Source organism: Nitrosospira lacus (genome assembly GCF_000355765.4).
GTDB lineage: Bacteria > Pseudomonadota > Gammaproteobacteria > Burkholderiales > Nitrosomonadaceae > Nitrosospira > Nitrosospira lacus.
The window spans coordinates 1,593,161-1,613,912 of sequence record NZ_CP021106.3 but is presented as its reverse complement, the minus strand read 5'-3'; the positions used below and the strand labels follow the sequence as shown (position 1 = coordinate 1,613,912).

Sequence of the window (20,752 nt, the reverse complement as noted above, 5' to 3'; positions counted from 1 at the left end):
GCTGTACGAGAAAGCGCAAAGAAATCTCTCTCGTATCATACGGCAAATACACCCGCCGCCGGCAGAATCACCGCTCATTGTTCACGCTTCAGTTTCACATAACTGATGCGCCTGGACAAATCCTGTGGCAGCCACGGCATGACCATCATCGCCGCTGTCTCCAATGGTTTGCTCAGTAAAGCCTTCTGCCAGAACGCCTCCTGGGGCAACGCGGTCAAGCCCGCTGCCAATATAATCAGCAGCACGACCAGCAACCCGCGCATAAACCCGAATAACGAACCAAAAAACCTGTCGGCGAACCCCAGTCCCACCGTCTTTATCAGAGCCGACATCAGCATGGTAATCAGCGCCATCGCCAGCAATGCCGACAAGAACAACGCGCCAAACGCCAGCAACATGCGCAGCGATTCGCCGTTGATGCTCGACGGCAGCATGGGCGCAAATCCCGCCGCGAACGAATTCGCCACCATGAATGCGACTACCCAGCCCGCCAGCGAGAACAGTTCGCGTACTACGCCACGCATCACGCTCAGCAAAATTGATACAACAAGTATGGCAAGAACGGCGTAATCGAAAATAGTCATTCGTAGCGGGAGCAAAATTACACAAGCGCGATTTGCTTATGCTGCAGCGGGTTCCAAAAACTCATCGACGCTATTTATCTGTCACTACGCCATCCAGTCCCAGCTTCTTCAATTTCTCGCGGGCAACCTCCGCTTCCTCGCGGGTGGGAAACGGACCGGCGCGCACGCGGGTTATTTCCCCTTTGTCGGTCTTGATCGTCTCCGTATAAACCTTGGCGCCCTTGGATGCGAGATTCTGATGCTGTTGCCGCGCCTTGACCGGGTCGGAAAATGCGCCCAGTTGCACCACAAATGGTTCCGTAGCGGCAGTGGCTTTGGCAACTCCCGGCTCGACCTTGGTACCAGGATTTGTCCCAGTCACAGCGGGCTTCTCTACCGGCTCATCCGGGGATCGAGCAGATTTGACGGGTGGCCCGGATTCCTTTTGCGTTTCCTGATGTATGCCCGTTACGGCTTTTTCGGAAGCAGGGGTTTCCATACCGGGAGCAATCCCGGGAATGAATTCCTCCGCGGCTTCTTCCGATGGAATACGGATGTCAATTTCCTGACTCCGCTGCGGCGGTTTACTATCGAGCACCATCGGCAAAACCACAACCGCTACGATCACTAACACAATCGCACCGACCAGGCGCCTTCTCGCACGCTTTCTAAGCTGGATTTCTTCTTCGCTGACGGCTTTTGCCATTTGAACCCAAATCCGGTAGTTGGTCGCTATCCGTGCTCAACCTTGTTCCGGTACCGTAATACTTCGGCGACAGTATGGAACGAGCCAAATATGCAAATTCTATCATTTTCGGCCGCTTGCTCACAGGCATACGCGTAGGCCACGGCAGGATGAGGGAAAGCACGAATAGCCTCCCCCCCGCCATCCACGCCCGCCGCTTCCAGCGCCTGCTTCACTTCATTTGCCGAAGCCCCGCGTGGTGCATCAATGCCCGCGGTCAGCCATATATCCACCTTTCCCGCAAGCGCCCGCGCGACACCGGCGATATCCTTATCCTTGAGCATTGCGAATACGGCATAAGTTTTCCGGTAGCGTCCCATGGCGCCGAGATTAATGGCCAGCGCATGCGCGGCACCGGGATTATGCGCCACATCAAGCACCGTCGCCGGCCGCCCGGGCAATACCTGAAACCTCCCCGTCAATGTGACGTCCAGCAAACCCTGGCGTACGTCGCTCATGGTAACCGGCAGGCGGTCCCGGACGATGTCGAGCGCCGCCAGGCAGGCGCTGGCGTTGCGCAACTGATAGGCCCCGCGCAGGGCGGGATGGGGAAGCGAATGACGTTTTCCGCCTGGCCCCCAATAACCCCATAAGGTCGCATCGGCAGCATTGGCTGAATAGCCGAAGTGTTCGCCCATGTGCATCAAATCCGCGCCGATGGCATGTGCATGATGCCGGACACTCGCGGGGATATCCGGCTCCGCGCAGATTGCGGCCCGGCCGCTTCGGAAAATTCCTGCTTTCTCGAACCCGATTTTTTCCCGGGTATCGCCCAGATAGTCCATATGATCGAAGTCGATGCTGGTGAGCACCGCGCAATCGGCATCAAAAATGTTGACCGCGTCCAGCCGTCCGCCCAGCCCCACCTCCAGAATTGCGACATCCACGCCGGCTTGATCGAATAACTGCATCGCCGCCAGCGTGCCGAACTCGAAATAGGTCAGGGAAACACCGCTGCCGATGCGGGCTGACTCCACCACGTCAAAAGCACTGCACAATTCGCCGTCACTCGCCTCTTGCCGGCTTATCCGCACCCGCTCGTTATAACGCAGGAGGTGCGGCGACGTGTAACAGCCCACGCGGTACCCCGCACAGCTCAGAATCGCTTCCATCATGGCACACGTTGACCCTTTGCCATTGGTCCCGCCGACAATGATGACGGGAAAAGATGATGCAAGGCCCATCTTGTTCCTGACGCGATTTACGCGTTCCAGCCCCATTTCGATCGCCGCGGGATGGAGGTGTTCCAGGTAGCTCAACCAGCCGGAAAGCGTTCCGGATTTCGGACCCGAATCTGTTTCCCTCATCGGCGCCTCATGCCCTTCCATGCATGCAGCATACAGGCGGAATGCGATCAGACGAAAGCGTGGCCAGCAATTACGAAACCGGAGCAGACGTATGCATCAGCAACGTGCACAGATTGGCAAGTTTGTCGCGCATGCGTCTGCGGTCCACGATCATGTCTATCGCACCATGTTCCAACAGGAACTCGGCACGTTGGAAGCCTTCCGGCAGCGTTTGCCGCACCGTCTGCTCGATCACGCGCGGCCCCGCAAAACCGATCAGCGCCCCCGGCTCGGCGATTACCACGTCACCTATGAACGCAAAACTGGCCGACACGCCGCCCATGGTGGGATCGGTCAGTACCGAGATAAAAGGAAGCTGATGCTGACTCAACTGAGTCAGCGCCGCCGATGTCTTGGCCATCTGCATGAGCGACAGCAACCCTTCCTGCATGCGCGCCCCGCCGCTGGCGGCGAAACATACAAAGGGCAGACGCTGTTCCACGCATACCCGCACCCCGCGCGTGAAGCGCTCACCCACCACCGATCCCATCGAACCACCCATGAAACCGAATTCAAAAGCCGCCACGACCAGGGGAATCGTTTTTACGCTTCCCTGCATCACCACCAGGGCGTCGTCTTCGTCGGTATCTTTTTTTGCATCCGATAGCCGGTCAATATAGCGCTTGCTATCCTTGAATTTAAGCGGATCGAGCGACAGCACTTCCCCGCCAATCTCATAACGTCCCTCTGCATCCAGTAACAAGTCGAGGCGCACTCGGGCCGATATACGGTTGTGATGGTTGCACTTGGGGCAGACGTTGAGATTATTTCCCAGATCAGAGTAATACAGCACGGCTTCGCAGGAGGCGCACTTGCTCCACAGTCCTTCAGGGACGGCTTTTTTTTCGCCGCTTTCCTTGCGCTTGATTTTTGGCGGGAGAAGTTTCTGAAACCAGCTCATGGGGTTGTGTGGTCAATAGCGACCTCGTTGATTGCGCTACGCAGACTTCTTACCAAACGACTGACATTTGCCAGCATCTCCGCTTTGGGCGAGTTTTCTATTTCCTCGATGATGCGGCTTCCCACCACCACTGCGTCGGCAAGCTCCGCTACCGCCTTAGCCGTGGTGCTGTCGCGTATACCGAAGCCAACGCCGATGGGAATGGAAATGAGAGAGCGCAATTGAGCCAGCTTGCTGGCCACATCGCTCAGATCAAGGTTTAAAGCACCAGTCACTCCTTTCAGCGAAACGTAATATACGTATCCCTTCGCCATTTCCGCCACATGTTCAATGCGTGCCCGCGGGGTGGTGGGAGACAGCAGGAAGATTGCATCAATCTGCTGGCGTTCGAGATATTGCACCCATTCCCCGGACTCTTCCGGTGGATAATCCACCGTCAACACCCCGTCCACGCCGCAAGCTTTTGCTCTTACCGTGAATTTCTCATATCCCATTGCTTCTATCGGGTTAGCGTAACCCATTAATACGACCGGGGTGGAAGAGTCGTTTTCCCTGAATTTCTCGACCATGCCCAGAACATCGTTCAAGCCGACATGGTGCTTTAATGCCCGTTCGGAGGATCGCTGTATGGTCGGTCCATCGGCCATGGGATCGGAAAAAGGCACGCCCAGTTCAATGATATCGGCGCCCGCCTTCACGAGTTCATGCATCAACGGCACCATCATCGCGGGTTCGGGATCACCGGCGGTGATAAAAGGAATCAACGCTTTTCTGCCTTGCTTGCGCAGTTCGTTGAAGGTAATTGCAATGCGTGACATGAAATAGGAAGCCGGATTAAAATGTGATATCGGAAGCGCGCGCCACGGTAGCCATGTCCTTATCCCCGCGGCCGGAGAGGTTCACCAGCAGCAGCTTGTCGCGGCTGAGCGTGGGGGCAAGCTGGGCGGCATAAGCCAGCGCGTGGCTGGATTCCAGCGCCGGGATAATCCCTTCGTAATGACACAGGTCATGGAAGGCCGCCAGCGCCTCGTCGTCGGTTATACCTACGTACTCGGCACGATGGCTGTCCTTGAGCCATGCGTGTTCCGGGCCGACACCAGGATAATCGAGGCCAGCCGAGATGGAATGCGTCTCGATGATCTGCCCGTTCTCATCCTGGATCAGATACGTGCGATTACCGTGCAGCACGCCGGGTGTTCCCTGTGTCAGGGTGGCGGCATGATGACCGCTTTCAATGCCGAGTCCCGCCGCTTCCACTCCTATCATGCGGATATCACTGTCCAGGTAGGGATAAAACAGGCCAATTGCGTTGGACCCCCCCCCCACGCAGGCAATCAGCGCATCCGGCTGGCGCCCGTATTCTTCCTGCATCTGCACAATCGCCTCCCGTCCGATAATCGTCTGAAAATCCCGCACCATCATCGGATAGGGATGCGGTCCAGCCACTGTGCCGATGATGTAGAACGTATCTTCGATGTTGGTCACCCAATCGCGCATGGCTTCATTGAGCGCATCCTTCAGTGTCCGGGAACCTGATTCGACCGGCACCACCGTTGCACCCAGGAGCTTCATCCGGTAAACGTTGGCCGCCTGGCGTTCCACATCCACCGAGCCCATGTATACCACACATTCCATGCCATAACGCGCGGCTACGGTGGCGCTGGCCACGCCATGCTGACCCGCGCCCGTTTCGGCAATCACGCGTGACTTGCCCATGCGCCGGGCAAGAAGAGCCTGTCCGATGGCATTGTTGATTTTGTGCGCGCCGGTATGATTCAGGTCTTCGCGCTTCAATAGAATCTGCGCACCCCCCAGATGCGCCGACCATCTTTTGGCATGATAGACGGGGCTGGGCCGTCCCACATAGTGCTTCAACTCATAAGCAAACTCGGCCTGGAAGCCGGCATCATCGCGATAATATTCATATTGAACGCGCAATTCCTCCAGCGCCGCCATCAGCGTCTCGGCAACGAACACGCCGCCATACGGGCCGAAGTGACCGTGACTGTCAGGAAGATCATAAACTTTCACTATTTCGAACTCCTTGCATGAAAGCGGCAATTTTCTCCGCGTCCTTGATGCCCTGGGCAGCTTCCACCCCACTCGATACATCCACTGCCCAAGGCCGGGCCTGCCTGATTGCCTCGCTGATATTAGCGGCGTGCAGCCCGCCCGAAAGTATCAATGGCAGCGGCAAGTCCGGCGGGATCAGATGCCAGTCGAATACATGTCCGGTGCCCCCCGGCTCGCCTTTCACATAAGTATCCAGCAGCAATCCCCTGGCACCGGCATAACGGGTTGCGTATTGTAGCAAATCTACACCGGCCCTGACGCGCACTGCCTTGATATAAGGCAATGAAAATTTTTGACAAAAATCTGGAGACTCATCTCCATGAAACTGGAGCAAATTCAGGCTCGCGGTGGAAGACGTTTCCTTTACCCATTCCGTATCCGGATTAACATACACACCCACCGCACTAATGAATGGCGGCAACGCAGCAACAATTTCCCGGGCTTTAGCCGGCGCGACATAACGTGCACTCTGCCTCCAGAACACAAGGCCAATGGCATTCGCGCCAAGGCTCACCGCCGTCAGTGCGTCTTCAACACGCGTGATACCGCAAATTTTTACCCGGATAACCATGCCCTCCGTTCGCCTTATGGAATTTGGATTCACCTGATAAAATGAGCGATCAACTGCCGGCTCGAGGTCAAGTCAGGCTGCCTATCCTGGCTATTCTCGGCAACACCCGGGCAAGCGGCGGCTCGACAAAACCGGGAAGCTTCCATTTGGCATCGTAGGTGACTCCTGCCAAATATAGCCCCGCAGCGGAAAACGTAGGCGCCGCGTAGCGGCGATCACGGCCTGTCAACAATGCCTTTACCCATTCGGGAGGATATTTGCCCTTGCCCACATATATCAGGCATCCGACGATGTTGCGCACCATGTGATGCAAAAATGCGTTGGCACGCAATTCGAATACAATAACATCTCCCTGTCGTGTAATTTCCAGCTTTGTCAAATTACGCACGGGAGATTTAGCCTGGCATTCTGAGGCACGAAAAGCGCTGAAATCATGCTCACCCAGCAGCATTTGTGAGGCTGTCTGCATCTTTTCCACATCAAGAGCCTGATGGAACCAGCCGATCTTGCCATGACAAAGCCCCGGACGCACGGGGTGATTCGATAGCAGATAAAGATAGCACCGCTCGCTGGCGCAGTAGCGGGCGTGAAAATCATCAGGAATTTGCGATGCCCACAATATCGCGATGCTGGGGGGTAACAGGGCATTGACCCCGCGCACCCAGGCATTCATCGGCCGCTCGGCCTCGGTGTCGAAATGCAGAACCTGATATGCGGCGTGAACCCCTGAGTCGGTGCGCCCCGCTGTAACGACCCGGACGTCATCACAGGCGATCTTCGACAACGCGCCTTCCAGCGCGTCCTGCACGGAACCCCCTGATGGCTGACTTTGCCAGCCACAGTAAGCACTGCCGTCGTATTCCAGTATCAGCGCGATTCTCACAGAACAGGTGGCGTAATGACTATCCCGAATCCGATGGTTTGACAGGGTGAAATGTGCGAGTTCCAGGACACAGGACAGCGCGCGATACACTCATTGGCTTCACCCCGAGAAAGCTTCGGAAACCCGTAAGACACCTCCGCAGACTATTCGGTTTCCGCATGGGCTGCGGGCACTTTCTTCCCCGTATCGATTTGTTTGAGTTCTCCCGAAGCCCCAGCCGCCTCGGCCCGCTGTTTCCAGTCCGTCGTCTGGCTTTCCACTTCCTTATCCGCTTCCGCCGCGGTTATTACGCCAATTTCACTCTCATCGGGTAGCCGCAATATTGGCCCCGCCTTAAGCTGATGCATGTTATTTCCAAAGAAAGCGTCCCGGTTTGCACGATGCACAGCGACCAGCATCTGATTAAAGCTTACCTTGGAAGAGTGAATAATATTTTTTACTATCCCGCTTAAAGTATCGCCGTGCTTTACAGGGCCATAGACAGCATGAATCTTGCTAACCGGAGCGGATTCCAGTGCCGTCACGTTTTTAACGATGACGGGGCTCTTGATGGGCATGCCTGATCTTTCAGCCCCAGCCGCTTCCATCTTGACAGAAACGGGAAGGTGGGTTTGATTTACGGGAACTATGGGTGGATGCGCATCAATTTCCGGGGGCGCAAGCACAACGGTATATTCCCGCAACACTCGCCCTGATGACCAATTTAATTGGATCAAGATGTTCAGAAGCGGCTCGGAGACAGGTTGCGGAGAAATTATCCGGATGTATGGACTCCCGTCGGAGTGGCTTTCAATACTCGCTTTAAAGGTGGAAAGAAGAGGTAAATAATCAACGTTCACCTGACGAAAAATTTCCTGTGGCGCGAGCCGTACTATTAAAGAAGCCTTCTCCTCTTTTTCTACCGCAACCAGATCGACCTCAGCTTTGAACGGCTGCCCCAGAGCGGAATTGACCGTCAGCCTGCCCAGGCCCGTTGCATGAGCCAATGCCGGGAGCAAAAGCCCTGCTAAGAGCAGGCAAGCTTTGAAAACAGGTTTAGGCACTGCACGCTCTTTGAGAAGAACACCCGCAAGGTTAGGCTTCCACCAGAATTCTCAGCATTCTGCGCAACGGCTCCGCTGCGCCCCACAGCAATTGATCGCCTACCGTAAATGCCGAAAGATACTCTCCTCCCATGGCAAGCTTGCGCAACCGCCCTACCGGTATGGTTAGCGTTCCGGTTACCATGGCGGGAGTCAGTTCTTTCATTGTGCTCTCGCGATCATTCGGAACAACCCGCACCCAGTTGTTGGAAGCTGAAAGGATATCTTCAATCTCATCAAGAGGAACGTCCTTCTTCAACTTTATGGTCAGCGCCTGGCTATGGCAACGCATGGCGCCAACACGCACGCAGATACCGTCAACCGGAACCGCGTGGTCGCTACGGCCCAGGATCTTGTTCGTTTCGGACTGGCCTTTCCATTCTTCCCGCGTCTGGCCATTACCCAGGTCTTTGTCTATCCACGGAATGAGACTGCCTGCCAGCGGCACGCCGAAATTCTGGGTTGGAAAGTTCCCGTTGCGCAGTGTTCCCGCAACTTCCCGGTCAATATCCAGTATCCCCGAGGCCGGATCGTCCAATAAATCTTTTGCCACCCGGTGGGCTTCGCCCATTTGCAGCAGCAATTCCCGCATATTCTGCGCGCCGGCGCCGGAAGCTGCCTGATAGGTCATGGCACTCATCCATTCCACCATATCTTCTTCGAACAGACCACCCACGGCCATCAGCATTAAACTTACCGTGCAATTGCCACCGATATAATTTTTTATATCATCGTGCAGGGCCTGCTTGATGACCGGCATGTTGACCGGGTCAAGAATAATGACGGCGTCCCCCCCCATGCGCAGCGTCGAAGCCGCATCGACCCAGTAACCCTGCCAGCCAGCCTGCCGCAACCGGGGGAAAATGGCACTGGTATAATCCCCTCCCTGGCAGGAAATAAGGATATCCATTGCCTTCAGCTCATCTATATTGTAGGCATCTTTAAGCGGCAATGTTTCCCGGCCGATATCCGGACTCTTCCCTCCGTGCTGCGAAGTAGTGAAAAATACCGGCTCAACCAGTGCAAAATCATTTTCTTCCCGCATTCGCTGCATCAGTACCGAGCCCACCATACCGCGCCAGCCAATAAATCCCACTCGTTTCATTGATCGCTCTCTATCTGTCTATATGTTTGCCAGAACGGCGTCGCCCATTCCTGTGGTGCCAATCTTTTTCATCCCCGGTTCGTAAATGTCCCCGGTACGATAACCCTGCGCAAGAACTTTCTTCACCGCGCCTTCAATGCGCGCCGCCGCTGCCTCCTGGTCAAATGTGTAGCGCAACATCATCGCCACCGACAATATGGTTGCCAGGGGGTTTGCCAGATCTTTACCGGCGATATCCGGAGCCGAGCCGTGAATCGGCTCATATAGCCCCTTATTCCTGTCGTCCAGCGACGCCGATGGCAACATGCCGATGGAGCCCGTCAGCATGGAAGCCTCATCCGACAGGATATCGCCAAACATGTTACCCGTCACCATCACGTCGAACTGCCTGGGATTGCGCACCAACTGCATCGCGGCATTATCCACCAGCATGTGTGAAAGTTCCACGTCCGGATATTCCTGGTTTGTCTCCGTTACCACATCGCGCCATAATTGGGTACACTCCAGCACGTTCATTTTGTCCACCGAACACAGCCGGTGATTGCGTTTACGCGCTGCCTGGAATGCCACCCGGGCAATTCTGCGTATCTCCGCTTCGCTATAAATCATGGTATTGAAACCAATACGCTGACCGTTGCGTTGTTCAATACCCCGTGGCTCACCGAAATAAATGTCCCCCGTCAATTCCCGTACGATGAGAATATCCAGGCCCGCCACGACTTCGGATTTCAGCGTTGAAGCGTTGGCAAGCTCGGGATAGAGCACCGCCGGCCGCAGATTGGCGAATAAACCCAGCATCTTGCGTATACCCAGCAAACCCTGTTCCGGTCTTAGCTGACGCGGCAGCATGTCATACCGCGGCCCCCCCACCGCGCCCAGGAGCGCGGCGTCGGCATCGGTCACGAGCCTGCGTGTCGCCTCTGGAAATGGCTCCCCGGCCGCATCAACAGCGCACCCCCCCAGTAAACCCGGCTCCAGTTCAAACCTTAATCCGTCACTCCTCAGTGCCTCCAGTACTCGAACCGCTTGAGCGACAATTTCCGGACCGATACCGTCACCGGCCAGGACTGCAATTTTCATAAAAAATACCTCAATAAATCCTGATCTCGTCCTGATACGACATTATTCGAGAAAATACTACCGCTTGCATGTTGAATATATGTGGCGCACTAAAATTTCTTTGCGAGTGTTGCGCGGATTATCCGTTTATCTTGCCTCTCACTCTCGGCCGGCAAAGCGCTTGCTGATGCTCCGACACCCTAACATCCTTTTCCAAACAAACCTTTTATGCAAACAGCCATGGCTGCGCCGCCCGGTGTTTCGCCTCGAATGCCTTGATCTTGTCAGCGTGTTGCAATGTCAGGCCAATTTCATCCAGGCCATTCAGCAGACTATGTTTACGGAAAGGATCGATATCGAAAAAGAAGGATTCGCCGCCGGGCGTCGTCACCGATTGATTTTCCAGGTTGATGACCAGATGATAACCCTCGGTCACCAGTACTTCGCGGAATAACTGATCCACCTTGTCCACATCGAGCACAATGGGCAGCAGACCAATCTTGAAGCAATTGTTGAAAAAGATATCGGCAAAACTGGGCGCAATGATTACCCGAAATCCATAATCCTGCAGCGCCCACGGTGCATGCTCCCGGCTCGAACCACAGCCGAAATTTGCGCGCGCAAGCAATATTTGCGCACCCCGGTAACGCGGCAGGTTAAGTATGAATTCCGGGTTGAGCTTACGCTGCATGGCATCCATCCCCGGCTCGCCGTGATCCAGGTAACGCCACTCGTCGAACAGGTTCGGCCCGAAACCGGAACGCTTGATGGACTTCAGAAACTGCTTGGGAATGATAGCGTCGGTATCGACATTGGCACGGTCCAGCGGCGCCACCACCCCCTCACAGGAATGAAATTTTTCCACTGGCTACTTTGCCGATTTCTCGATCGCTTCGCCACCTTTCTGAATATCCTTCCCCATCCCGCTCAAGGTATTGCATGCGGACAACTGGAAAACAGCGATCAACGCAACCATTACAGATAACATTTTCATCACAACCCCCTCTCTTTTAATAAAAAAATGGAAAATCCATTTTCCAATGAATAATATTCAATATTAATATATTTCCCGCACATCCACAAAGTGCCCCGCCACCGCCGCCGCCGCGGCCATCGCCGGACTCACCAGATGTGTGCGTCCACCGGGCCCCTGCCTCCCTTCAAAATTGCGATTGGATGTGGAAGCGCAACGCTCCCCCGGCAAGAGCCGGTCGTCATTCATCGCAAGGCACATGGAACACCCCGGTTCACGCCATTCGAATCCCGCTTCACGAAATACCTTGTCCAGTCCTTCCTGTTCCGCCTGATGCTTGACCAGGCCGGAACCCGGCACGACCAGGGCAAGCTTGATATTCGCGGCAATATGCTTGCCTTTTACCACGTCCGCCGCCGCACGCAAATCCTCGATGCGAGAGTTGGTGCAGGAGCCAATGAATATCTTGTCCGGGCGGATGTCGGTGATCGGCGTGTTGGGAGCAAGGCCCATGTACTTCAGGGCATGCTCCATGTCATGACGCTTCACAACATCGGCAAGCTCTGACGGATCGGGTACCTTGCCATCGACCGTTGTGACCATTTCAGGCGAGGTGCCCCAGGTCACCTGCGGCTTGATCCGGGCCGCATCCAGCGTCACCACGCGATCGAAGGCCGCATCGGGATCGCTTTTCAGCGTGCGCCAGTAAGCAGCCGCTTTTTCCCATAAATCGCCTCGAGGCGCAAAAGGACGTCCCTTGATGTACTCGATGGTGGTATTGTCCACCGCGATCATGCCCGCACGCGCGCCTGCCTCGATAGCCATATTGCAGAGCGTCATGCGCCCTTCCATGGAAAGCGCGCGTATGGCGCTGCCGGTGAATTCGATGGCATAGCCGGTACCGCCCGCCGTACCGATTTTACCGATAATGGCGAGCGCGACGTCTTTGGCAGTGATGCCGTGGCCAAGTTCGCCTTCGACCACGACCTGCATGGATTTTGCTTTTTTCATCAGGAGGCATTGCGTTGCGAGCACGTGCTCCACCTCCGAGGTGCCGATACCGAACGCAAGGCACGCGAATGCGCCATGCGTGCTGGTATGGGAATCGCCGCAAACCACCGTCATGCCGGGCAGCGTGGCGCCCTGCTCCGGGCCGATCACGTGAACAATTCCCTGGCGCAGGTCGTTCATTTTGAATTCGGTGATATCCAGTTCCTCACAATTCTGGTCGAGTGTTTCCACCTGCAGACGCGATACCGGGTCGCTGATACCGTGGCTGCGGCCGGTGGTGGGAACATTGTGATCCGCCACGGCAAGAATCGAATCCCGCCGCCAAGGCTTGCGGCCGGCCAGTTTCAGCCCTTCAAACGCCTGCGGACTGGTGACTTCATGCACCAGGTGGCGATCGATGTAGATCAGCGCCATCCCGTCCGGTTTATTGGACTCCTGGTGCACCACATGGCTTTGCCAGAGTTTATCGTATAAGGTTTGCATCTTGCGGAAATCCCAAGGTAATTCGTAATTATCCCATAAGACCAGGCTTTTAACTTCAGCCTTTTTTTACATTATCGGCTAATGTTCATCTTCCAGACCACCAGTCCCAATCCGAGCAAAACGGCAGCGGCACTCAGGGTAAATGTAAGACCCGCTCCCAGCAACTCCCAGACATAGCCGCTGAATACCCCTCCGAATGCACCACCGAGACCGAATGTAAGACTGGTATAAAGGGCTTGTCCCTTGGCCTGATGGCGTCCACGAAAGAAATGATGCACCAGCATCATCGCGGTGGCATGATGGGCGCCGTATGTCGCGGCGTGCAGGATTTGCGCCAGCAGCACCACGGCCAGCCACTCCACTCCCCAGCCTATCATCAAAAAACGTGCTATCGCGCAACTGAAACTGAAAATCATAATTTGTTTCAGGCCGAACCGGCGCATGAGTTGCGGCATCAGAAAGAACACGCCGATTTCGCATATCACGCCTGTTGCCCATAACCAGCCGACTATGCCCTTGCTATAACCGTGCTCCACCAGATAAATCGAATAAAAAGTGTAATAAGGTCCATGAGCAAGCGCCATCAGCAAGCACGCCGCAAAAAATGCCAGTACTTCAGGGCGGATGAATATCTGCCGCACGGAAAGATTGTCCGCGGGCTGAAGCGCTATTTCGGCATCGGGAATTTGCCGGGAAAAAATTATGATACCCAGCTTGAAGCCCAGCACCGCCCATAATAACGAGCCTATATCCATGGCATCCAGCAGATAGCCGACGCTTATCACGGCGAAAATAAACCCCAGCGAACCCCAGGCGCGAATACGTCCATATTTTGCCGTGCTTTCGCCCAGGTAAGAAAGCGTGGTTGCCTCGATCAGCGGCAGCGATGCGCTCCAGAAGAAGCTCATCAGCGCCATCGTTGCCGCCATCCAGGCAAATGATTCGCCAAAAAAAACACCACAATAACTTATCGACCCCATCATTGCGGCCAATTGCACGATCAGCAACCGTTTACCGGTGTGATCGGCAAGCCAGCCCCAGGCCGCGGGCGCAAAAACACGCGTTACATGCAACAATGACATCAATATGCCAATCTGAAAGGCATTGAAGGAAAGGGACTTGAGATACAGGCTCCAGTAGGGAGCAAATGCGCCGATAAAAGCGAAATGAAAGAAATAAAAACCGGAAAGGGACCAATAGGGAATGGGGCGCATCCGGCCGATTCTAACAGGCCGAAGGAGCCAGCAGATGAACGCTCAATGTCCAACCGCAAAGTCGACATTCATCAAGATTGAACGATCGCCCTGCATCCGGTACCGATAAAACAAAGGAGGCAAGATGACTTGCCTCCTTTGTTCGCGCACCCTGCAATCTAAATCTCAAGTGCAGTGGCTTCTTCGGATCTTGTCTTTGGCGCTGTCAATACCTCTTGTCTTTGGCATTGTCCGTTCCAATTGGCGCAACCGGAATAATCCTCTCGTCCTTTCCGCGAGCGGGTGCCACATAGTCGGTGGAAGACCTGGTATCCGTGTATGATTTTGTTCCATAGTAGGAATGGATTGTATTTTGCCAGGTCGGGTCCGCCATATCCGGCCAATCATCCTTATCGAAGCCCGGCGCGGATTCAAGACGTTCCTTGTCCACCTTGAGCAGGAAACGCTTGTTCACGGTATCCAGTTGCAGGGCACTCCACGGCACCGCGAAAAGCTTGTTGGCGATGCCGAGAAATCCTCCGAAAGACAGCACCGCATAAGCGATCCTGCCATTGTTCACATCCAGCATGATTTCCTTGATATCGCCCAGATCCTCATCCTTATGATTGTATACATCGTCTCCAATGAGTGTATCAGCACCCATCAATCGAGGCCCTGGTCCCTTCTCGTCCTGGTTTTTGTACATGCCGTAGGTATCGCGATCTTCGTAACTCATGTTTGTCTCCTGTAATATGATATTTGAGAAATCCTCGTTACTGCCGTATGCCCGGCGAAGAAATCTGATCGGGTAAAAGCGTTTCAGGCGAGTACAGAATGCGCGAATGGCTAAGTGCGGTCAGTACGGTGTTTAACAAAAAGATGTTTCCAAGGCAATCCACTAAACCTCTTTATGACAATATCTGGCACAAGGCAGACAGGAATGGGAGAATAGCAACGTCAAAAAAATAGACTGAGAATGGGAGAGCGGATGTTCGAGTGGCTGGCTAGCCCGGAAGCATGGGTAGCGTTGGTGACGTTAACCGCATTGGAAATCGTATTGGGGATTGATAATATCATCTTCATCTCCATCCTCGTGGGCCGCCTTCCCGAAGCCCAGCGCAACTCTGCGAGAAGAATGGGCCTGGGGCTGGCGATGATCACCCGCCTCGGCTTGCTATTCTCCATTTCATGGGTAATGAGTTTGACTGAACCATGGTTTGAGGTATTCGGCAATGTGATCTCAGGGCGCGATATTGTTCTGATTGGAGGAGGCCTGTTTCTGCTGGCCAAAGCCACGCATGAAATACACAACAGCGTCGAAGGTCTGGATGATGAAGGCCACAAGGTTGTCGCCAACAGCATGGGAATGGTGCTCGTGCAGATTGCCATCCTGGATATCGTTTTTTCGCTGGATTCAGTCATTACGGCCGTGGGTCTGGTCGAGCATGTTTCATTGATGGCGATTGCTATCGTTCTGGCGGTGCTGGTTATGCTGATGGCGGCCAAACCGATAGGAGATTTTGTAGATGCCCACCCCACCATCAAAATTCTTGCGCTCTCGTTTCTGATACTGGTCGGAGTGACACTTATCGTGGAAGGTTTCGATGTGCATGTTCCGAAAGGTTATATCTATTTCGCGATGGCATTCTCGGTCGGCGTGGAGTTTCTCAACCTTCGGATGCGCCGAAAAAAGGCAATCAGATTACGCAAGCCGATTGATGGCATTGACTGATTGCAAGAATCGCCTCCTGAACACTTCCGCACATGATTGATTGGCAGAATGGCCAACCATTCTCGCGCCGCTTCGGTGACATCTACTTCTCCAGGGATTCCGGACTGGCGGAGAAACGCCATGTGTTTCTGCAAGGCAATCATCTCTCCGGGCGTTTTGCGTCCTTGGCAACTGGCGATGCATTTGCCATCGGCGAGACGGGATTTGGCACCGGGCTGAGCTTCCTGTGCGCATGGCAGCTGTTCGATGAAATTGCCTCATCCCGCGCCAGCCTGGATTTTTTCAGCGTCGAAAACTATCCACTCGCCGAGCGGGAACTGGCCGATGCCTTGGCATTGTGGCCAGAGTTGCGGCGATATGCCGATGATCTCATCGCACGCTGGCCGCGCCGCGTACCGGGCTGGAATCGATGGAGCTTCGGCCATGGCCGGGTACGCCTTACGCTGGCGATAGGCGACGTGGCCGAGACGCTGTCTGAAATCCATAACGGCATCGACGCGTGGTTTCTTGATGGCTTTTCACCGGCGCGCAATCCGGAAATGTGGACGCAACCGGTATTCGAACATATCGTACAGGCATCCCGCCCTGGTGCCACATTCGCCACCTATACCTGCGCCGGCCGGGTACGGCATGGACTGGAGCAAGCGGGGTTTCAGGTAAGCAAGTGGCCCGGTTTCGGCCGCAAACGCGAAATGCTGCGAGGCAGCCTTCCCGGTTCACCACTCATGCAATCCACGCGCTCCAGTCCCGCAACGGCGGTCGTGATCGGCGGGGGCGTGGCCGGGTGTGCCGTGGCATCGGCATTGGCACTGCGCGGGACGTCCGTTACGCTCATCGAACATGCGCCGGCGTTGGCCGCAGCGGCGTCGGGCAATTCACACGGCATACTGCACGCCCGCTTGAGCGCGGGCCTGAACCTGCTGCAACGCTTCGTGCTGGCCTCCTATGGGCATGCGCTGGCCTTGCTGGACCAGAGACTGCCCATAGACGGCATCGTCCGGGCGGAATGCGGAGAACTGCAACTGGCCTTTTCCGCGGAAGAATCAAAACGAATCGACAAGCTGGCGGCACTCCGTTGGCCGCCGCATATACTGCAATATGTCGATGCGGCTGAAGCGTCCAGCCTGGCCGGTATCGAATTGGCATATGGCGGCTTGTGGTTTCCCGTCGGCGGCTGGGTAGCTCCGGCACGATTCTGTGCGGAACTTGCGGCGAGCCCGGCCATTACGAAGCGCACCGGCCATCGCGTGGAATCCTTGACGGTGGCAAACGCTGGCTGGCGCGTGGAGGGGAAAGACCAGCGCGGGCAGACATGGTCCCATGAGACCCAGCTGGTGGTGGCTTGCACCGGATACCAGGTAAAATCATTTGCGCCATTGGCAGATCTCCCGCTGACCCCTGTGCGCGGGCAGATCACTCTAGTGCCCGCTACACCCTATAGCGAAAATCTGCGGGCGATCGTGTGTGCCGGCGGCTATCTCGCTCCATCGGTCGCGGGGATGCATGTGATAGGAGCAACGCATGGTTTTAACGACGAAGCGATCGATTTACGTGCGGCCGATCATGTCGAGAATTTATCCAGGCTGAGGGAAATATCTCCCGCACTCGCCAGCGCGATGAATATTGATTCGCTGGATATCGGACGGCTGGGCGGGCGGGCGGCGGTGAGAGCTTCTGTCCCCGGTGCCATGCCGCTGGTAGGCGAATCGTTGCCCGGGTTATATACCAGTCTGGGTCACGGCACCCGCGGCCTTATCACGGCCGGACTCTCCGGAGAGCTGATCGCCGCGGCCGCGTGCGGACAATTGCCGCCCTTGCCGGCATCTGTAGTCAATGCACTGTCTCCCGCAAGAAAGCTCATCGGCCGTATGAGGTCTTAAGGATTTGAACGAAGAGAGTACACACAACATGTATTACAAAAACCCGGAAACTGACCAGCTCGTGTTTCGGGATGAGCTGGAGCAGCGTATCGACTCATTTACCTTTGCGATAAGTTGTCCAGAAAACCGGGAGAATACCAGTTTGGTCAAATGGGCTCATGGCAACGCGGAGTTCAGTTCAATTTGATGAAGGGGAGGCAGCCAGATGGAGCAACCCAGGTAATCCTCGAATAGCTCCCCTCCCAGCTCATCGATTGGCTGCCACAGAATCGTTGCGCAATCCAGCCATCGATAGCCTGAGCGAACCAGCGCGAGCTGGTGATCGCCCGGGTAGAAATGCAAGAGATAGTGTTTCAGCGTATCAATTGCCATTTGCCGCGCAGGCTTATCCACCGTTGGCCAACGGGTTAGCAGCACACTGCTTTGCAGGAGCAGACATGCAAATCGGGTATCGAGCCGCGCGTGTCCGGCAACCGCCCAACTCGCATCATAAACCTGCATGCCGGGCGCCATTTCAACCTGCAGATCAACCAGAATGGTATCCAGGCTGGAAATGCCGGATGCGATGCGCACGCGATAACCCTGCAGGCTTGCCTCTTCAAGGAGAAGCTGACTGACGCTGTCGAAAATCATCGGGTTGCCAGGTGTGAGATAAGCAACAGGTACCCCGCGACCGAGCGCATCGAGGATGATGCGTGCGGCATCGCGGTAATTCAGCGCCCGGTTCCGGTCAAGCTGGTAAGCACGGCCCAGGGACTCCAGAGGAGGTATATTCGCCGCGCCGGCAAGTGTTTCGTGAAGCATCCGTACGAAACCGTCGACTTCCTCCTGGCTGAGCCCGACCACATATCCCTGTCGACACCGGTTCAGAAACCCTATCGCCTCGAGCGTCAGATGAGCCACGCCACGGATACCCATCCCGATGAGTACGAGGTCATACTCCGCATCGGCATCGCTGGTCATCGAGGCGCGCCGCCTCCCGCTTTGCGCGTTGGATGTATCCCGGTGCGGTCCGGCAAACCGAAGTTCCCTAGAAAGTGGATCGCAATATCCCAATTTTGAGTGCCCTCGGTACTCCCGTCATGGATTATATTCTCGCTAGCAAGCACATAGCCTTCGCCGGGTTCAATGGCAATCTTCAATACCGGATAGCGCGGAAAGCGGGTCATGAAAAAACGCGCCAGCGGCGTCCCGCTCAGATTCATATTCGCCGTTGCCAGGTTGGCTGGCAGGTTTGAATGGAGAACCGTCAGCGGCAGGTTCAGCATCAGTAGATATCGAACCTCTTCGCCCAGATTGATGCAAAGCCGCCCCGGCAGCGAGGCACGATCATCCCCATCACGAGCAAACCAATCATCCACATGCAGCCCGATACGGCACCCGTCCCGCCGCTGCGTCAGTACCCGTGAATTGGGCCGGCTGATGCGAACCAGCGGGGATCCTCGTACGCCGCCGCACCCCGCGGCAAATTGACCAAGCTCGCCTAGCAGGTGTGAATAGTCCGCGCGATCCAAAGCGCCTGCAAATTGGGATTCATCCGTGCAGAACTTTAACCGCCGAAACAACTTTCGTCCCTGACGGCTGAGGAACTCGGGCAGCCTGACCACATCAAGGGCGGCTGAGCGTGCGCTACCGGCTCCTTGCGTCAGCATCGTCACCTCGGCCGGTCTTAGCGCGCGCCATGGCTGAGCCGGCAGGATGGCGCCGGAAGCATATGCGCCATCGTCAGCTTCTCCCATCCACGCCGGGACCGTGCCCTCGCTCACCTGGATACGGTCCGCCGCGACAACACCGCAGCTGAAGCGGCGCGCGCACACGGGAAATGCCGTCAACCGGGAAAACGGCGCAATGCCGGGTAGCCGCCGCGAATCCGATCCAGTATCGATGGAATCCGGGAGATGAAGAGCGGGCATCAACGTTATCATTTTAAACCGCCAGGCTGCTATAAGAGGCGATGGCGAGTATAGGTGTCGATCGCCCTATGCGCCAATCTTCGCAACGCCGCGTCTTCGAGCAGTTCCATGACCACGTCGAGAACCAGTTTTTTCGAGAACCGGCAGTGGGCTGTTTCAGTGATATCGAGCTGCCCCGCCTCACCCAGCTTGTTGGCAGGCGACCCTCCGCCACAAATGGAAAAATAGTCGCATTCGCTGCGGCAGCGGATAATACCCGCCTGGATATGCCGGCCGATCGTACCGCGATCCAGGGATGACAGCACCGCCTCGACGGAATCATCCTGCACGTTCCCCACGGCGAAAGCACCAAAGGATGCGTGGGTAACATCCAGCAGCTCGGGCGAGTAAGTGCCGTACCGGCCATCGTGGGTGAAAGACAGAATGGTCCCCAGGGTAGCTTCGGAGCTCACCACGGAAAATTGGCCGGAACGGATCAGATCGGCAAACGTGACCAGTTCCCGAAAGAGAACCGTGCCGCGCCGCAAGCTCAGGCGAAAAATCTCGCGCAGGAAGGATTGGTAAAGGGCCGTGGATACCTCGGGATCATCGAAGAAGCTGTCCCGGTTCACACCCTCCTTTTCCTGGGTATTGAGCCCCACGAAAGGTATTCCGAGCTGCTCGAACGTTTCATAGAACCGCAGGGGCTGGCGCATCGCGTATTTCGATAGCACCGCAATGGCAGAAGGTAAAATCCCGTGCGCACGCAGCCTTTCGATACCCTTGATAGTTTGCGCAAAGGTACCGGTACCCGCCCGCGTGAGGCGATGTGCATCATGCATATCTTGCGGACCATCCAGGCTGACGCCAACGCTGACCTGGTATTCATTCAAGACCCGGCAGTGCCCTTCGCTGACAAGTGTCGCATTGGTCTGCAAGGCATGGGATATGTTGATGCCGTTCGCCTGCAGGGTCAAAAGCTTGTCGAAGGCCGCCGCGTAAAAAGCAGGCTCCAGCACCAGCGGTTCGCCCGAGTGCCACAGTATGGTGACCTCGCTCGCAAACCGGTTCCATTCGGCTAGCCGGGCGACGATCTTGTCGATCATGGGCAGAGTGATCCGGGATTTGTCATCCCGCTGCGCCAGATAGCAATAGGAACAATTGATATTACAAAAAGGCGTGCCCTGAATGACGACCAGACTGGTCTGAGGCCCGCCCGATCCGGATGCGCTGATCACAAGAAAACTCCTCGAAAGCCGC

Annotated in this window: 21 protein-coding genes; 2 read left to right on the top strand and 19 right to left on the bottom strand. The window is 55.8% G+C overall.

Features of this window, described 5'->3' with window-relative positions; genetic code table 11:
• Positions 1 to 74: 74 nt before the first annotated feature.
• The 16 genes from EBAPG3_RS07215 to EBAPG3_RS07140 all read right to left on the bottom strand — a co-directional run bounded on the left by EBAPG3_RS07215 (position 75) and on the right by EBAPG3_RS07140 (position 14,724).
• Positions 75 to 584, bottom strand: a complete 510-nt coding sequence (locus EBAPG3_RS07215) for a CvpA family protein (protein ID WP_004179964.1) — start codon at positions 582 to 584, stop codon at positions 75 to 77.
• A gap of 70 nt (positions 585 to 654) precedes the next feature.
• Positions 655 to 1,269 (bottom strand): SPOR domain-containing protein, encoded by a 615-nt coding sequence (locus tag EBAPG3_RS07210; RefSeq protein ID WP_004179965.1) that lies wholly within the window; start codon positions 1,267 to 1,269, stop codon positions 655 to 657.
• A gap of 26 nt (positions 1,270 to 1,295) precedes the next feature.
• Entirely contained in the window at positions 1,296 to 2,615 is a 1,320-nt protein-coding gene (gene folC / locus EBAPG3_RS07205) for a bifunctional tetrahydrofolate synthase/dihydrofolate synthase (RefSeq protein WP_040853008.1), read from the bottom strand.
• Between the two features lie 70 nt (positions 2,616 to 2,685).
• On the bottom strand, positions 2,686 to 3,555 hold the full coding sequence (gene accD, locus EBAPG3_RS07200; RefSeq protein WP_004179969.1) for an acetyl-CoA carboxylase, carboxyltransferase subunit beta: 870 nt from the start codon (positions 3,553 to 3,555) through the stop codon (positions 2,686 to 2,688).
• A complete protein-coding gene (trpA, locus tag EBAPG3_RS07195) occupies positions 3,552 to 4,373 on the bottom strand; it encodes a tryptophan synthase subunit alpha (RefSeq protein ID WP_004179971.1) in 822 nt (273 codons plus the stop codon). Before trpA ends, accD begins: the two co-directional genes overlap by 4 nt.
• 16 nt (positions 4,374 to 4,389) lie before the next feature.
• A complete protein-coding gene (gene trpB / locus EBAPG3_RS07190; RefSeq protein ID WP_004179973.1) occupies positions 4,390 to 5,586 on the bottom strand; it encodes a tryptophan synthase subunit beta in 1,197 nt (398 codons plus the stop codon).
• On the bottom strand, positions 5,573 to 6,199 hold the full coding sequence (locus EBAPG3_RS07185; protein WP_004179975.1) for a phosphoribosylanthranilate isomerase: 627 nt from the start codon (positions 6,197 to 6,199) through the stop codon (positions 5,573 to 5,575). The genes trpB and EBAPG3_RS07185 overlap by 14 nt, the downstream gene beginning before the upstream one ends.
• A gap of 67 nt (positions 6,200 to 6,266) precedes the next feature.
• Complete coding sequence (gene truA, locus EBAPG3_RS07180; protein WP_004179978.1) at positions 6,267 to 7,082, bottom strand: tRNA pseudouridine(38-40) synthase TruA; 816 nt, start codon at positions 7,080 to 7,082, stop codon at positions 6,267 to 6,269.
• Positions 7,083 to 7,225: 143 nt separating this feature from the next.
• Positions 7,226 to 8,125, bottom strand: a complete 900-nt coding sequence (locus EBAPG3_RS07175; RefSeq protein ID WP_004179980.1) for a type IV pilus assembly protein FimV — start codon at positions 8,123 to 8,125, stop codon at positions 7,226 to 7,228.
• Between the two features lie 31 nt (positions 8,126 to 8,156).
• Positions 8,157 to 9,269 carry an aspartate-semialdehyde dehydrogenase gene (gene asd, locus EBAPG3_RS07170; protein WP_040852977.1) on the bottom strand — a complete coding sequence of 371 codons (1,113 nt, stop codon included), beginning with the start codon at positions 9,267 to 9,269 and terminating at the stop codon, positions 8,157 to 8,159.
• Positions 9,270 to 9,287: 18 nt separating this feature from the next.
• A complete protein-coding gene (gene leuB, locus EBAPG3_RS07165; RefSeq protein WP_004179984.1) occupies positions 9,288 to 10,349 on the bottom strand; it encodes a 3-isopropylmalate dehydrogenase in 1,062 nt (353 codons plus the stop codon).
• Between the two features lie 205 nt (positions 10,350 to 10,554).
• Positions 10,555 to 11,193: a 3-isopropylmalate dehydratase small subunit gene (leuD, locus tag EBAPG3_RS07160; RefSeq protein WP_004179986.1), complete on the bottom strand. Its 639-nt coding sequence runs from the start codon at positions 11,191 to 11,193 to the stop codon at positions 10,555 to 10,557.
• 3 nt (positions 11,194 to 11,196) lie between these two features.
• Entirely contained in the window at positions 11,197 to 11,304 is a 108-nt protein-coding gene (locus EBAPG3_RS07155) for an entericidin A/B family lipoprotein (RefSeq protein ID WP_418304118.1), read from the bottom strand.
• Between the two features lie 81 nt (positions 11,305 to 11,385).
• Positions 11,386 to 12,795 (bottom strand): 3-isopropylmalate dehydratase large subunit, encoded by a 1,410-nt coding sequence (gene leuC, locus EBAPG3_RS07150; protein WP_004179990.1) that lies wholly within the window; start codon positions 12,793 to 12,795, stop codon positions 11,386 to 11,388.
• Between the two features lie 71 nt (positions 12,796 to 12,866).
• Positions 12,867 to 14,009: an MFS transporter gene (locus tag EBAPG3_RS07145; RefSeq protein ID WP_004179992.1), complete on the bottom strand. Its 1,143-nt coding sequence runs from the start codon at positions 14,007 to 14,009 to the stop codon at positions 12,867 to 12,869.
• A 205-nt stretch (positions 14,010 to 14,214) separates the two neighbouring features.
• The gene (locus EBAPG3_RS07140) at positions 14,215 to 14,724 is read right to left on the bottom strand and encodes a PRC-barrel domain-containing protein (protein WP_004179994.1); all 510 of its coding nucleotides are present in this window, start codon (positions 14,722 to 14,724) and stop codon (positions 14,215 to 14,217) included.
• Positions 14,725 to 14,976: 252 nt separating this feature from the next.
• Between EBAPG3_RS07140 and EBAPG3_RS07135 the strand changes: the two genes are divergently transcribed.
• Entirely contained in the window at positions 14,977 to 15,720 is a 744-nt protein-coding gene (locus EBAPG3_RS07135) for a TerC family protein (protein WP_004179998.1), read from the top strand.
• 32 nt (positions 15,721 to 15,752) lie between these two features.
• Complete coding sequence (gene mnmC, locus EBAPG3_RS07130; protein WP_004180002.1) at positions 15,753 to 17,600, top strand: bifunctional tRNA (5-methylaminomethyl-2-thiouridine)(34)-methyltransferase MnmC2/FAD-dependent 5-carboxymethylaminomethyl-2-thiouridine(34) oxidoreductase MnmC1; 1,848 nt, start codon at positions 15,753 to 15,755, stop codon at positions 17,598 to 17,600.
• A 156-nt stretch (positions 17,601 to 17,756) separates the two neighbouring features.
• Here mnmC and EBAPG3_RS07125 read toward each other — a convergent pair whose 3' ends face one another.
• From EBAPG3_RS07125 to grrM, 3 genes are read right to left on the bottom strand one after another with little or no spacing between them, the layout of a single operon-like run.
• On the bottom strand, positions 17,757 to 18,563 hold the full coding sequence (locus EBAPG3_RS07125; protein WP_004180005.1) for an SAM-dependent methyltransferase: 807 nt from the start codon (positions 18,561 to 18,563) through the stop codon (positions 17,757 to 17,759).
• Positions 18,560 to 19,525 carry a hypothetical protein gene (locus EBAPG3_RS07120; protein ID WP_161493776.1) on the bottom strand — a complete coding sequence of 322 codons (966 nt, stop codon included), beginning with the start codon at positions 19,523 to 19,525 and terminating at the stop codon, positions 18,560 to 18,562. The genes EBAPG3_RS07125 and EBAPG3_RS07120 overlap by 4 nt, the downstream gene beginning before the upstream one ends.
• A 17-nt stretch (positions 19,526 to 19,542) precedes the next feature.
• Positions 19,543 to 20,730 (bottom strand): cyclophane-forming radical SAM/SPASM peptide maturase GrrM/OscB, encoded by a 1,188-nt coding sequence (gene grrM / locus EBAPG3_RS07115; RefSeq protein WP_004180007.1) that lies wholly within the window; start codon positions 20,728 to 20,730, stop codon positions 19,543 to 19,545.
• Positions 20,731 to 20,752: the final 22 nt, after the last annotated feature.

What these genes read in the sequence shown, in the direction of transcription:
- EBAPG3_RS07215 (WP_004179964.1), bottom strand. Translation starts at nt 584, where the DNA reads ATGACTATTTTCGATTACGCCGTTCTTGCCATACTTGTTGTATCAATT.
- EBAPG3_RS07210 (WP_004179965.1), bottom strand. Translation starts at nt 1,269, where the DNA reads ATGGCAAAAGCCGTCAGCGAAGAAGAAATCCAGCTTAGAAAGCGTGCG.
- folC (WP_040853008.1), bottom strand. Translation starts at nt 2,615, where the DNA reads ATGAGGGAAACAGATTCGGGTCCGAAATCCGGAACGCTTTCCGGCTGG.
- accD (WP_004179969.1), bottom strand. Translation starts at nt 3,555, where the DNA reads ATGAGCTGGTTTCAGAAACTTCTCCCGCCAAAAATCAAGCGCAAGGAA.
- trpA (WP_004179971.1), bottom strand. Translation starts at nt 4,373, where the DNA reads ATGTCACGCATTGCAATTACCTTCAACGAACTGCGCAAGCAAGGCAGA.
- EBAPG3_RS07185 (WP_004179975.1), bottom strand. Translation starts at nt 6,199, where the DNA reads ATGGTTATCCGGGTAAAAATTTGCGGTATCACGCGTGTTGAAGACGCA.
- asd (WP_040852977.1), bottom strand. Translation starts at nt 9,269, where the DNA reads ATGAAACGAGTGGGATTTATTGGCTGGCGCGGTATGGTGGGCTCGGTA.
- leuB (WP_004179984.1), bottom strand. Translation starts at nt 10,349, where the DNA reads ATGAAAATTGCAGTCCTGGCCGGTGACGGTATCGGTCCGGAAATTGTC.
- EBAPG3_RS07155 (WP_418304118.1), bottom strand. Translation starts at nt 11,304, where the DNA reads ATGGTTGCGTTGATCGCTGTTTTCCAGTTGTCCGCATGCAATACCTTG.
- leuC (WP_004179990.1), bottom strand. Translation starts at nt 12,795, where the DNA reads ATGCAAACCTTATACGATAAACTCTGGCAAAGCCATGTGGTGCACCAG.
- EBAPG3_RS07145 (WP_004179992.1), bottom strand. Translation starts at nt 14,009, where the DNA reads ATGCGCCCCATTCCCTATTGGTCCCTTTCCGGTTTTTATTTCTTTCAT.
- EBAPG3_RS07140 (WP_004179994.1), bottom strand. Translation starts at nt 14,724, where the DNA reads ATGAGTTACGAAGATCGCGATACCTACGGCATGTACAAAAACCAGGAC.
- EBAPG3_RS07135 (WP_004179998.1), top strand. Translation starts at nt 14,977, where the DNA reads ATGTTCGAGTGGCTGGCTAGCCCGGAAGCATGGGTAGCGTTGGTGACG.
- mnmC (WP_004180002.1), top strand. Translation starts at nt 15,753, where the DNA reads ATGATTGATTGGCAGAATGGCCAACCATTCTCGCGCCGCTTCGGTGAC.
- EBAPG3_RS07125 (WP_004180005.1), bottom strand. Translation starts at nt 18,563, where the DNA reads ATGACCAGCGATGCCGATGCGGAGTATGACCTCGTACTCATCGGGATG.
- EBAPG3_RS07120 (WP_161493776.1), bottom strand. Translation starts at nt 19,525, where the DNA reads ATGATAACGTTGATGCCCGCTCTTCATCTCCCGGATTCCATCGATACT.